A 13,240-nucleotide genomic window follows, 5' to 3' on the forward strand; every position below is an offset into this window, starting at 1 on the left:
CATGTCCGCGGCCACACAGCTTTACAGGAGCGAGGAACATCTTCATGAGCAGCGACACCGCCGCAGACACTAACACCGCCATCACCCCCGCGGGAAACAAAACTGCCGCGACCACCCCGACCGGCGCGACCGGCGCGGCGCGCCGCCGCGGACCGTTCCGCGAGGGCGAGCGGGTCCAGCTCACGGACGAACGCGGCCGCATGAACACCATCACGCTCGAAGTCGGCGGAGCCTTCCACACCCACCGCGGGTTCCTGAACCACGACGAGATCATCGGCAAGCCCGACGGCTCCGTGGTGGTCAACAACGTCGGCCAGCAGTACCAGACCCTGCGCCCGCTGCTCTCGGACTTCGTACTCTCGATGCCGCGTGGCGCGGCCGTGGTCTACCCCAAGGACGCCGGCCAGATCGTGACCATGGCGGACATCTTCCCCGGCGCGCGCGTTGTTGAAGCCGGCGTCGGCTCGGGCGCCCTGTCCATCTCCCTGCTGCGCGCGGTGGGGGACAACGGCTACCTGCATTCCTTTGAGCGCCGCGAGGAGTTCGCGGACATCGCCCGCGGCAACGTCGAGACCATCTTCGGCGGCCCACACCCGGCCTGGAAGATCTCGCTCGGCGACTTCCAGGAGGAAGTGGTGCGCACCGAGGAGCCCGGCTCCGTGGACCGCGTGGTCCTGGACATGCTCGCCCCGTGGGAATGCCTCGACGCCGTCGCCACGGTCCTGGCACCCGGCGGAGTGTGGATCAATTATGTCGCGACTGTGACGCAGCTTTCGCGGACAGCCGAAGCCATCCGGGCAGACGGACGTTTCACCGAACCCGACGCGTGGGAATCCATGGTCCGCGGCTGGCACCTCGAGGGCCTGGCCGTACGCCCGGACCACCGCATGGTCGCGCACACCGGTTTCCTGCTGGTAACCCGCCGCCTCGCCGACGGCGTCACCGGAATTTCGGTGAAACGCCGCCCCTCCAAGACCGACTTTAACGAAGAAGACGTCAATGCCTGGACCCCGGGCGCCGTCGGCGAACGCGCGGTCTCGGACAAGAAGCTGCGGCGCGCCGCCCGGGACGCAATCGCCGGAACAAACGTCGTCGACGCCCCGGAGATAACGAACTAGGCAGCATATTTCGGATGTCTCCAGCGGCACCCGCCTTCTTAGGGCTATGGTCTTAACAGAAGAGCAGGAAGGGGCTGATGCACGATGGAGACTCCGAATACTGACCCGGGCCGCACACCGGCCGAGGACGCAGCGGATGCTGCCGCACGCACGGGCGCGGGCCGCGCCGCAGCGGGCGAGGGCGACCGGTATGCCACCAGTGAGCTGTCCGTCGCAGAGCGGCAGGTCAACATCCTCCGGGACAAGCTCCGCCACATCGACCGCCAGCTTGCCGCTGCGACCCAGAACAACTCCAAGCTGGTCAGCATGCTGGAAACGGCCAAGGCAGAGATCCTGCGGCTGAAAAACGCCCTCGACCAGGAGGGACAGCCGCCATACAGCTTCGGCACAATCCTCCAGCTCAACCCGAAGCGGCAGCCGACGGCCGGAAACAGCGGACAGGCAGCCACGGAAGAATCCGTGGATATTTTCAACGCCGGCCGCAAGATGCGCGTGGGGATCAGCCCGCTGGTCAACATCAGCCAGCTGGCCGTCGGGCAGGAGGTCCTGCTTAACGAGGCCCTGATGGTGGTCGCCGGACTCGGCTACGAACGGGCCGGCGACCTCGTCACGCTGAAGGAGATGCTGGGGCCGGACCGCGCCTTGGTAGTGGGCCGCGCCGACGAGGAGCGGGTCATCCGGCTTTCCGGCGCCCTGCTCGCCCAGCGGCTCCGGGTCGGCGACGCACTGTCGATCGATTCACGCACCGGCTACGCGCTGGAAAAGGTCCCGCGCTCCGAGGTGGAGAACCTCGTGCTCGAGGAAGTTCCGGACATCACCTACCAGGACATCGGCGGCCTGGGCCCGCAGATCGAGCAGATCCGCGACGCCGTCGAACTGCCGTTCCTGCACCCGGACCTGTACCGGGAGCACGGGCTGAAGGCGCCCAAAGGCATCCTGCTGTACGGCCCGCCCGGCTGCGGCAAGACGCTGATCGCCAAAGCCGTCGCCAACTCGCTGGCCGCGCGGGCCGCCGAGCGCGCCGGCAAGACGGACATGAAGAGCTATTTCCTGAACATCAAGGGACCAGAGCTGCTCGACAAGTACGTCGGCGAGACCGAACGGCACATCCGGCTGATCTTCGCGCGCGCCCGGGAGAAGGCGTCCGAGGGCAGCCCCGTGGTGGTGTTCTTCGACGAGATGGATTCCCTGTTCCGCACCCGCGGCACGGGCATTTCGTCCGACGTCGAAACAACTATTGTCCCGCAGCTCCTCAGCGAGATCGACGGCGTCGAACGGCTGGACAACGTGATCGTGATCGGCGCCTCCAACCGGGAGGACATGATCGATCCGGCGATCCTGCGCCCGGGCCGCCTGGACGTCAAGGTCAAGATCCAGCGGCCTGACGCCGAGGCCGCGGCCGACATCTTCAACAAATACATCACCACGGACCTGCCTTTCCACGAGACCGACCTCGCCGAGCACAGCGGCGACGTGCAGGCGACGGTGGACGCCATGGTCCAGCGGACCGTCGAGGCGATGTACTCCACGGAGAAGTCCAACGAATATCTCGAGGTGACCTACGCCAACGGCGACACCGAAATGCTCTACTTCAAGGACTTCAATTCCGGCGCCGTGGTGCAGAACGTCGTGGACCGGGCCAAGAAGTACGCCATCAAGGACCTGTTGACCATCGGGCAGAAGGGCCTGCGGATCGACCACCTGCTCCGGGCGGTCGTGGACGAATTCCGTGAACATGAGGACATGCCCAACACCACCAACCCGGACGACTGGGCCCGGATCTCCGGCAAGAAGGGCGAACGCATCACGTACATCCGCACCATCGTCCAGGGCAAGGCCGGCCAGGAGCCCGGGAAGTCCATCGAGACGATGCCGAGCACAGGGCAGTACCTATGACGGCTGTCGTCCCCGGCAAGCCCGCCGACACTTCCGGCGGCCTGCCGGTCGGCGGGGCCATGCGGGTGATGGGCTCGGAGACCGAATACGGCATCCACGCGCCCTCGGCCCCCGGAGCCAACGCCACGATGATGTCCGCCCGGGTCATTCAGGCGTACGCCCAGGTGACCCGGCAACGCGCCGCCGGCGGCGCCGAAACGCGGTGGGACTACACCGACGAAGAGCCGCTGCACGATGCCCGCGGGTGGACCCTGGAGCGCAGCAGCGCCGACCCGGAACAACTCACCGACCAGCCTCCCGTCCTCGACGCCGAGGCGATCGCCCTCGCCTACGGGCGGCAGGAACTCGAGGCCGACGGTGAGGACGAGGCCGGCACGCTGCTCATGAACATGGTGCTGGGCAACGGCGCACGGCTGTACGTGGACCACGCCCATCCGGAGTATTCCAGCCCTGAGGTGACCAACCCCCGGGCCGCCGTCACCTGGGACGCCGCCGGTGACCTGGTGGCTTTGGCCGCCGTCCGGCGCCTGGCCGCCGATCCCGACCTGCCGCCGGTCAACCTCTACAAGAACAACACGGATAACAAGTCGGTCTCCTACGGCTCGCACGAGAACTACCTGATGCCCCGCGCGGTGCCGTTCGGCGAGATCGTCCGCGGCCTCACGCCGTTTTTCGTCACCCGGCAGATCATTTGCGGTGCCGGGCGGGTGGGACTCGGACAGGACAGCGCCCGGGCCGGTTACCAGATCAGCCAGCGTGCTGACTTCTTCGAAACCGAAGTGGGCCTGGAAACCACCATCCGCCGTCCCATCATCAACACCCGGGACGAACCCCACGCCACCGCGGACAAATACCGCAGGTTGCACGTCATCATCGGCGACGCCAACCTCAGCCAAGCGTCCAACTTCCTCAAGTTCGGCACCACCGCCATGGTGTTGAGCCTGATCGAGGCAGGGCTGGCGCCCCGGATTGAAATCCACGAGCCGGTCGCTGCGCTGCAGGCCGTCAGCCACGACACCTCGCTCACCGCGCTGCTGCGCCTGGGCGACGGCCGGCGGATCACGGCCCTGGACCTGCAATGGATCTATTTGGAGGCCGCCTCGAAGCATGCGCAGGACACCGGCGTCGCGGACGCTGTGGACGGTGACGGCCACACCCATGAGGTCCTGGAACGGTGGGCGGCCACGTTGAGCGAACTCGGCAGCGACCGGGCGGCGGCCGCCTCCTCGGTGGAGTGGCTCGCCAAGCTGTCCCTGCTGGAGGGCTACCGGCAACGCGACGGCCTGGGCTGGGACAACGCGCGGCTGGGCCTCGTGGACCTGCAGTGGGCTGACATCCGCCCCGAAAAGGGGCTCTACTACCGGCTGCTGGCCCGCGACCGGATGCAGCGAATCGTGGACGACGCCGCGATCGCCCGTGCGGTGACCGAACCGCCGTCGGACACGCGGGCGTACTTCCGCGGACGGTGCGTCAGCCGGTTCGGCGCGGACCTCGCGGGGGCCAGCTGGGACTCGGTGATCTTCGATCTCCCCGGCCGCGGCAGGCTCCAGCGGGTCCCTACCCGCGAGCCGCTGCGCGGAACTGAAGCCCTGACAGGCGCCCTGTTTGCCCGGCACCGGGAGGCGGGGACGTTCCTGGCCGAACTGCTGGGGCTCAGCCCCGGTTCGTAGGAATAAAGCCCCCCGCGGGCGCCCCGAGCGTGGCACTATTGCTACAGGATGTCCCTTAGGAGAAAAGGGACGGACATGAAGGAGAAAACAATGGCAGGCCAGGAGCAGCAGCAGCCGCAGTCGCGGGACACCGAGGTTGACGAGGACGTCCCCGCCGCGCCGCCGGCCCCAGGGGACGCCCAGGCGTCAGCAGCCACCCAGGGCGTGGACGATCTCCTCGACGAGATCGACGGCGTGCTGGAGTCCAACGCCGAGGAATTCGTCCGCGCATTCGTCCAAAAGGGCGGCCAGTAGGAGCGCCGCCGGCCGCCGGATGAGGGCGGCGGGAGGGGCTACGGGCCGGAAGTGTCGTTGATCCACCACGTTGAGGGAGAGCGTTAGTGCAGGAAACAACAGCCAACCGAGTAGCAGCCAACGCGACGTCCTCATTCACCGAGCATCTGCAGCGCGAACGGCCCGACTTAATGCCCTTCGGCCAAGTGCCTTTCAACCAGTTGCCCGGCACCGGGTACGCCGCCCAGCCGGGAGCGCCGCTCCAGGTCCCGCACGGGACCACGATCGTGGCGATGACATACGCCGGGGGAGTGCTGATGGCCGGGGACCGCCGCGCCACCATGGGCAACGTGATCGCGAGCCGGCACATCGAGAAAGTCTTCCCCGCCGATCAGTACTCCGTGCTGGGCATTGCCGGAACCGCCGGGATCGCCCTGGACATCACCCGGCTGTTCCAGGTTGAACTGGAACACTACGAGAAAATCGAGGGCACGCTGCTCAGCCTGGACGGCAAGGCGAACAGGCTCGGCGCCATGGTCCGCGGCAACCTGCCAATGGCCATGCAGGGCCTCGCCGTGGTGCCCCTGTTCGCGGGATTCGACCGGCCTGCAGGCTTCGGCCGGCTCTTCTCGTACGACGTCACGGGCGGACGCTACGAGGAGCAGGAGCACCATGCCGTGGGATCCGGCTCGATGTTCGCCCGCGGCGCACTGAAAAAACTCTGGCGCCCCGGCCTCTCGGAGCAGGACGCCGTGGCGGTCGCCGTCGAGGCACTGTACGACGCCGCCGACGACGACTCGGCCACGGGCGGCCCGGACCCGGTCCGGCAACTCTGGCCGGTGGTGTACATCGTGAACCGAACGGGCGCGTTCCGGGTCCCGGACCGCGATCTCGCCGCGGTGGCCGGCCGCGTCATAGAATCCCGGGCCGTCGCCCAGCGGGAGGCCTGAGATGACGCAGCAGTTCTATGTATCCCCCGAACAACTGATGAAGGACCGTGCGGATTTCGCACGGAAGGGCATCGCCCGCGGACGCTCGGTGGTGGTGATCAGTTGCCGGGACGGGATTGCACTCGTGGCGGAGAACCCGTCCCCGTCGCTGCACAAGATCGGCGAGATCTACGACAAAATCGCGTTCGCGGCGGTCGGAAAGTACAACGAATTTGAGAGCCTGCGGCAAGCCGGGGTGCGGTACGCGGATGTCCGGGGCTATTCCTACGACCGCGAGGACGTCACGGCCCGCGGCCTCGCGAGCGTGTATGCGCAGAGCCTCGGCGCGGTGTTTACGGCCGAACAGAAGCCCTTCGAGGTGGAACTGGCCGTGGCCGAAGTCGGCCAGACCCAGGAAGCGGATCATCTGTACCGGCTGACCTTTGACGGGTCCATTGCCGATGAGCACGGCTTTATCGTAATGGGCGGCCAGGCGGACAAGGTTTCCGAGGCTGTCGCGGCGGGCTGGCAGGGTGAACTCGACTTCGCGGGCGCCATCCGGCTGGCCCTCGCCGGGCTCGTCGCAGACAAGGAAAACACCACCCTGCCCGTATCCGCACTGGAAGTAGCGGTACTGGACCGGGGATCTGAAAGCGGCCGCGGCACCCGCCGGGCGTTCCGCCGGCTCGAGGATCCGGACATCGTGGCATTGCTGGCTGAGGAGAAGTGAGATGGACAAGCGCATATTCGGCATCGAAACCGAATTCGGAATTTCCTATTCAAGTCCGGAGTCCCGGCCGCTAGCGCCTGAGGAAGTGGCCCGCTACCTCTTCCGCAAGGTGGTCAGCTGGGGACGGTCCTCCAACGTCTTCCTGACCAACGGCTCACGCCTCTACCTGGACGTCGGATCCCACCCGGAATACGCCACTGCCGAGTGCGACGACCTCGCCCAGCTGATCGCGCATGACCGCGCCGGGGAACTGATCCTCTGCGACCTCGTGGACGAAGCCCAGGAACGGCTGGCGGCGGAGGGTTTCAACGGGACCGTGTACCTGTTCAAGAACAATACGGACTCGGCCGGGAACTCCTATGGCAGCCACGAAAACTACCTCATCCCGCGCCGCGGGGAATTTTCCCGGCTCGCGGAGATCCTCATCCCGTTCCTCGTCACCCGCCAGCTGATCGCCGGCGCCGGCAAGATCCTCAAGACCCCGCACGGTGCCACCTTCGCCTTCTCCCAGCGGGCCGACCACATCTGGGAGGGAGTCTCCTCCGCCACCACCCGCTCCCGGCCCATCATCAACACCCGGGACGAGCCGCATGCCGACGCCGAGTTCTACCGGCGCCTGCACGTGATCGTGGGCGACTCCAACATGTCCGAAACGACCGCCCTGCTCAAGATCGGCACGGTGGACCTGATCCTGCGGATGATCGAGGCCGGGGTGATCATGCGCGACATGCGGATGGAGAACCCGATCCGCAGCATCCGGGAAATCTCCCACGACCTCAGCGGCCGGGCGCTGGTGCGGCTCGCCAACGGCCGGCAGCTTACGGCCCTGGAAATCCAGCGCGAGTACCTGGGCAAGGTGACGGCATTCGTCGCCGAACACGGCGCGCACAACCCGCACGTGCCGATGATCCTGGACCTCTGGGAGCGCACCCTCGACGCCATCGAAAGCGGCGACACGAGCACGATCGATACCGAAGTGGACTGGGCCATCAAGAAGAAGCTCATGGACAACTACCGGGAACGGCACGGGCTGGGCCTTGACGCGCCCCGGATTGCGCAGCTGGACCTGACTTACCATGACATTTCCCGTGGCCGCGGGCTCTTCTACCTGCTCCAAGCCCGCGGGGCGGTGCGCCGGGTAGTGGACGACACCGCGGTCAAGGATGCTGTGGACGCCCCGCCGCAGACCACGCGTGCCAAACTCCGCGGCGACTTCGTCCGGCGTGCCCAGGAGCTCGGCCGCGACTACACCGTGGACTGGGTCCATCTGAAGCTGAACGACCGCGCCCACCAGACGATCCTGTGCAAAGATCCGTTCCGGAGCGTGGACGACCGGGTGGATGCGCTGCTGGACTCGATGGGCTGATACCCAGCTTGGCACGTTATTCTGGGGTAGGGCCGCCTTGCGGTCGCTGCTTTCTTTGCCACGGGAAACCGAACGGCACTGAGTCCACCCTGCCTCGACGAAAGTTTCCAAGTGCGCCGACTACTAGCAATTCTCCTTCCCGGACTGCTGCTGCTGACCGCCTGCGGCGGCAGCGAAGCGCCCCCGGCTCCGGAACCCACCAGCCAGTCCGCGGGTGAGACCGCCAAGCTGGACTCGGTCAAACTGACCGAGAAGGGTGACAAGAAGGCCCCCGGTGTCGAGTTCACCAAACCTCTCGACGTCAAGGAACCCACTGTCAAGGTGGTCACCGAGGGCAGCGGGGAGCGGGTCAAGGCCAACCAGATTGCCAACATTTCGATCGTTGCCTTCAACGGCAAGGACGGCTCCACCCTCGAAGACACCTTCCCGAAAGATCCCGAGCCGCTGGAGCTGAACGACGAGCTCAAGACCAGCAGCCCCGTGATCTACAACGCGTTCGTGGGCGCCAAGATTGGCTCCCATATCGCCCTGGCCGTCCCCGGCCAGGCCGCCGCCGGGGGTACCGCGGCCAAGCCGACGCAACTCCTGGTCGTCAAAGTGCTCTCCGCCAAGGACGCTCCTCCGGTTCTGGACAAGCCTGCGGGCGACGCCGTCACCCCGCCGGCCGGCCTGCCGACCGTCAAGGACAACGACAAGGGCGTCCCGCAGATCTCGGTCGCCGGCGTCAAGGCGCCCACCAAGCTGATCTCCCAGGACCTCATCACCGGCAAGGGCCAGGCCCTCAAGGAGACCGACACCATCACCGTGAACTACGTCGGCGTGGCCCTGGCCACCGGCAAGGTCTTCGATTCCAGCTTTGAAAGTGGCAAGAAGGCCACCTTCCCGCTGACCGGTGTCATCAAGGGCTGGACCCAGGGCCTGACCGGCAAGACGGTCGGCTCCCGCGTCCTTTTGGTGGTCCCGAAGGCCCTCGCCTACGGTGATCAGGGCCAGGGCGACGCGAAGGGCGACCTCGTCTTCGTGGTCGACATCCTCGGCGTCAAGTAACCCAGCCCAACAACCGCAACCACCACACGTCACCTCAAAGGAGTAACCATGTCATTTGGACAGCGCGACCTCGACCGCGAGAAGCCGGAAATTGACTTCCCCCAAGGAGACGTTCCCACCGAACTGGTCATCACCGACCTGATCGAGGGGGACGGCGCCGAGGCCAAGCCAGGCGATACCGTTTCCACGCACTATGTGGGCGTCGCCTGGTCCACCGGTGAGGAATTCGACGCCTCCTGGGGCCGCGGCGCGCCGCTGGACTTCCGGGTCGGCGTCGGCCAGGTCATCCAGGGCTGGGACCAGGGCCTGCTGGGCATGAAGGTCGGCGGCCGCCGCCGTCTCGAAATCCCCTCTGAGCTTGCCTACGGAGCCCGTGGCGCCGGCGGAGCGATCGGCCCGAACGAGGCCCTGATCTTCGTCGTGGACCTCGTCGCCGTCCGCTAAGGCACAGCACGCTGCAGCATCGGCTGAGTTAGCCGGCTGATTTGGCCGGCTGAATATGCCCGCTGATTTTGCCCCTGGGGCCGAGGCGCGGTAACAATCGGAAAAGTTCTTCCGGCTGTTGCCGCGCTTTCGTCATTTTCCGGGATCGGCTTTAGTACCCTTGCGGGGTGTCCGCCTCACGTACAGAACGCCTCCTGAACCTGCTCATCGCCCTGCTCAACACCAAGTACGGCCTGCGCCGCGGTGAGCTGCGCGAAAAGGTCTACCACGACACCACGAGCAGTGACGTCGCCTTCGGCCGCATGTTCGAACGTGACAAAGGCGAGTTGCGCCAGTTTGGCTTTGACGTCGAAACCGTGACAGACACCGGCTGGGGGTCCGATGACCCGGCAACCACCCGCTACAGGATCGGCAAGGAATCGAACCGGCTGCCCGACGTCAGCCTCACCCCCGAAGAGTGCACCGTCCTCATCCTCGCGGCGCAGCTCTGGGAGCAGGCCGCCCTCGGCTCAGCCGCCGTGGACGCGGTCCGTAAGCTGCAGGCCGCCGGCGGCCTCGTCGACGCCGAACTCCCCACCGGCGTCCAGCCGCGTATCCGGCCCGCAGGCCAGGCCTTCGAAGACTTGGTGGCCGCGATGCACGCCCAGCACCCGGTCAGGTTCAGCTACCTCGCCAGCAGCACGGGCCAGGAGCAGGAACGGCTGGTGGAGCCCTGGGGCCTGGGCAGCCGCTTCGGCCAGTGGTACCTCGTGGGCCACGACCGTGGCCGGGGAGACAAGCGCTTCTTCCGGCTCTCCCGCCTGACGTCCGCCGTGACCGTGCTGGAGAAGGAAAGCTTCACGCCTCCCGCCGGGTTCAATGTCCGCGCCGAGCTGGCGGCCCTGGCCGAGCTGCCGGTGCAGCACGCCGTCGTCGACGTCGAGCAGGGACGGCTCCTGGGGCTGCGCAAACGGGCGCAAGCGGTTCCGGACTCAGGTCAGGAACCAAGAACTCTGGAACCCGGGCTGCAACGGCCCGCGGGCGGGACGGACCGGCTCACGGTGCCCTTCCGCGATGCCGAGACGCTGGGCGAGGAGCTGGCCTCCTACGGTCCCCGGGCCACCGTGATTTCACCTCCCGAGCTGGAGGGCGCCGTCCGGCGCCGCCTCACCGCCGCCGCAGCCTTCGCCGCCGGGCCCGTTCCGGATGTGGCCTTCCCGGCGGCAGGACCCGCCAGCCGCACCCGCAAACGCACCTCGGAGGACCAGCTCAAGCGGATGCTGCAGCTCGTGCCCTTCCTGGTCCATAACCAGGGACTCCACATCAGCGAGGTCGCCGCCAGGTTTGGGATCACCCGCAAGGCGCTCGAGGAGGACCTGCGCATCCTGATCTGCTCGGGCCTGCCGGAAGGCTATCCCGACGATCTGCTGGACATCCAGTGGGACGATGACCACGTTTTCATCACCCAGGCACTGGACTTGACCCGTCCCGTACGGTTCACCGTGGACGAGGCCTGCGCCCTCCTGACCGGCCTGGAGACCCTCAACGGCCTCCCTGAGCTCGCCGAAGGCGGCGCACTCGAATCGGTGACGCTCAAACTCATGGCCGCGGCGGGGGAGGAGGGGCTGAAGGCGGCCGCGCTTTCAGGACCGGAGGTGGCTCCCGGTAACGCCGCCATCCTCGAAACCGCCCGTGCGGCCATCGGGTCCGGAACGCAGCTGCGCCTGTTGTACTTCTCGCCGCAGCGGGACGCCGTGTCCGAACGCGATGTGGACCCCTTGCGGCTTTACTCGCTGGACAACACCTGGTATCTCGAGGCGTACTGCCACTCTGCCCAGGGCCTGCGCAACTTCCGGCTGGACAGGATCGAAGCGCTCGAACCCAACGGCCTGCCGGCGGCCGCCGCGGCGAAACCGGCGGAAAGCTTTCCGGTGAAACTGTTCACCCCGAACGACGACGACACGGTGGTGGTGGTGGAACTTGCGCCCCGCGGCACCGGCCTCGCTGACGACTACTACGCCGAGCGCACAGCGGCCCTGCCCGGCGGCGGCATGCTCGCCGAAATCCGGTTCGGCAGCACGGACTGGCTGCCGATGTTCGTAGCCCAGCACGGCGGGATGGTGCGGATCCTGCAGCCAGGCGCCCTCGCGGTCGCGTCGCGGGAATGGATCGCCGCGGCCCTGACGCAATACAAAGCCTTCTCCGATCGCCCGATAGACTGATCGGCATGCCTTGGTGGTCCTGGATCGTTATTTGGATAGCGCTCATCGCGTTGTCGCTGCTGTTCTTCGGCGTGCTCGGCCTGCGGCTCTACCGGCAAGCCATGACCACGCTTGAGGAATTGGGGGAAGCCGCCGAACGGTTCTCCCGCCTGCCCTCGCCTTCGAGCCCCGCAGCGGGGCCCGCAACGGCCGACGCCGACGGAGACGGTGTCACCCCGGACGGCACGGATGCAGACCCTCGGCCGGTTCCCGGCGACGCCGTTTTTGCCTCACCTGCCCGGATGCGACATGATTACCACGCATCCAAGTTCGCCCGGCAGAACGCCCGCCGGCTTCGCCGCATCCAGCGCAAGAAGGACCGCGGGCAACCCCAGGCTCTGCGCGACATCGAAACGCGTTAGACATACGATGTATTTAAACGAAAGGACCTCCCCCCATGAGGCTTGAAGGCTGGCATCTCATCATCATCATCATTCTGGCATTGGTGCTGTTCGCTGCGCCAAAGCTGCCGGGCATGGCCCGCAGCTTGGGCCAGTCGATGCGCATTTTCAAGTCGGAAGTCCGGGAAATGAAGAAGGACGGCACCACTGACGCCAAGGATGGCTCCGAGCCTGTCGAAGGCCGGGTCATCAACCACCCGCAGGCCGGCGCACCGGAAAGCCGCACGGGCGACGGAACCGACGTTCCGCCGTCGACCCGCGCCTAAGACCGCATGGCACTAACCGTGAGCCGTCGATCGAACCCCGAGGGGAGGATGGCGCTCCTCGACCACCTGAAAGAGCTGCGCAACCGGCTCTTCAAGGCGGCAATCGCCGTTGTCATTGGGACAGTGGTGGGCTTCCTCGTCTACCAGCCGTTTCTGGCTGCGCTGACCAAGCCAATCCGCGACCTGAACGAACAGCAGGGCCGGCAGGCCACCCTGAACTTTGACGGCGTCGCGAGTTCGTTCGACCTCATGATCCAGGTATCCGTGTTCCTGGGCCTGATCATTGCCAGCCCCGTCTGGCTCTACCAGCTGTGGGCCTTCATTGTCCCCGGGCTGCACAAGAAGGAACGGCGCATGGCCCTGTCCTTCGTCGCCGCGGCCGTGCCATTGTTCCTGGGCGGCGTCCTGCTGGCCTGGATGGTGCTGCCGAACGCTGTGCGGGTGCTGACCGAGTTCACGCCGTCGGGCGGCTCCAACTTCATTAGCGCCCAGGTGTACCTGACCTTCGTCCTGCGGCTGCTGCTCGCCTTCGGCGTCGCCTTCCTCCTGCCGGTGGTCCTCGTGGGGCTGAATCTGGCCGGCCTCGTCAAGGGCCAGCAGCTGTTCAAGAGCTGGCGCATCACAGTGTTCCTGGTGTGCCTCTTCGCCGCGATGGCCGCCCCCGGCGCCGACGCCACCAGCATGTTCTACCTCGCGGTCCCCATGCTGGCGCTGTTCTTCGCCGCGATCGGGCTCTGCCTGCTCAACGACCGCCGGCGCGAGCGGCGCGAGGTCAAACGCGTGGCCGAGACCGAAGCCACAGCCGACCAGGCCACCCCCAGCTCCGAGCTGGAGAACCTCTAGCCTTTCGCGCATTAGGC

At 66.7% G+C, this 13,240-nt stretch carries 13 protein-coding genes; all 13 read left to right on the forward strand.

Features of this window, described 5'->3' with window-relative positions; all coding sequences use genetic code 11:
• Positions 1–44 precede the first annotated feature (44 nt).
• Positions 45–1,118: a tRNA (adenine-N1)-methyltransferase gene (locus AC1DEM_RS04820; protein WP_476883374.1), complete on the forward strand. Its 1,074-nt coding sequence runs from the start codon at positions 45–47 to the stop codon at positions 1,116–1,118.
• Between the two features lie 84 nt (positions 1,119–1,202).
• Positions 1,203–3,014, forward strand: coding sequence for a proteasome ATPase (arc, locus tag AC1DEM_RS04825; protein WP_476883375.1), 1,812 nt, complete (start codon positions 1,203–1,205; stop codon positions 3,012–3,014).
• The gene (gene dop, locus AC1DEM_RS04830) at positions 3,011–4,684 is read left to right on the forward strand and encodes a depupylase/deamidase Dop (protein ID WP_476883376.1); all 1,674 of its coding nucleotides are present in this window, start codon (positions 3,011–3,013) and stop codon (positions 4,682–4,684) included. Before arc ends, dop begins: the two co-directional genes overlap by 4 nt.
• A 90-nt stretch (positions 4,685–4,774) precedes the next feature.
• On the forward strand, positions 4,775–4,978 hold the full coding sequence (locus tag AC1DEM_RS04835) for a ubiquitin-like protein Pup (protein WP_090581157.1): 204 nt from the start codon (positions 4,775–4,777) through the stop codon (positions 4,976–4,978).
• An 86-nt stretch (positions 4,979–5,064) separates the two neighbouring features.
• Positions 5,065–5,907, forward strand: coding sequence for a proteasome subunit beta (gene prcB / locus AC1DEM_RS04840; RefSeq protein WP_476883377.1), 843 nt, complete (start codon positions 5,065–5,067; stop codon positions 5,905–5,907).
• Between the two features lies 1 nt (position 5,908).
• Positions 5,909–6,616: a proteasome subunit alpha gene (gene prcA, locus AC1DEM_RS04845; RefSeq protein ID WP_476883378.1), complete on the forward strand. Its 708-nt coding sequence runs from the start codon at positions 5,909–5,911 to the stop codon at positions 6,614–6,616.
• 1 nt (position 6,617) lies between these two features.
• Entirely contained in the window at positions 6,618–7,982 is a 1,365-nt protein-coding gene (pafA, locus tag AC1DEM_RS04850; RefSeq protein ID WP_277526983.1) for a Pup--protein ligase, read from the forward strand.
• Positions 7,983–8,093: 111 nt separating this feature from the next.
• Positions 8,094–9,029: an FKBP-type peptidyl-prolyl cis-trans isomerase gene (locus AC1DEM_RS04855; protein WP_476883379.1), complete on the forward strand. Its 936-nt coding sequence runs from the start codon at positions 8,094–8,096 to the stop codon at positions 9,027–9,029.
• Positions 9,030–9,077: 48 nt separating this feature from the next.
• Complete coding sequence (locus AC1DEM_RS04860) at positions 9,078–9,473, forward strand: FKBP-type peptidyl-prolyl cis-trans isomerase (protein WP_476883380.1); 396 nt, start codon at positions 9,078–9,080, stop codon at positions 9,471–9,473.
• 167 nt (positions 9,474–9,640) lie between these two features.
• Positions 9,641–11,674: a helix-turn-helix transcriptional regulator gene (locus AC1DEM_RS04865; RefSeq protein ID WP_476883381.1), complete on the forward strand. Its 2,034-nt coding sequence runs from the start codon at positions 9,641–9,643 to the stop codon at positions 11,672–11,674.
• 5 nt (positions 11,675–11,679) lie between these two features.
• Positions 11,680–12,075, forward strand: coding sequence for a hypothetical protein (locus AC1DEM_RS04870; RefSeq protein WP_476883382.1), 396 nt, complete (start codon positions 11,680–11,682; stop codon positions 12,073–12,075).
• A 35-nt stretch (positions 12,076–12,110) separates the two neighbouring features.
• On the forward strand, positions 12,111–12,380 hold the full coding sequence (tatA, locus tag AC1DEM_RS04875; protein WP_476883383.1) for a Sec-independent protein translocase subunit TatA: 270 nt from the start codon (positions 12,111–12,113) through the stop codon (positions 12,378–12,380).
• 48 nt (positions 12,381–12,428) lie between these two features.
• Positions 12,429–13,223 (forward strand): twin-arginine translocase subunit TatC, encoded by a 795-nt coding sequence (gene tatC, locus AC1DEM_RS04880; protein WP_476883437.1) that lies wholly within the window; start codon positions 12,429–12,431, stop codon positions 13,221–13,223.
• Positions 13,224–13,240 lie beyond the last annotated feature (17 nt).

Source organism: Arthrobacter sp. 05T420 (assembly GCF_056396305.1).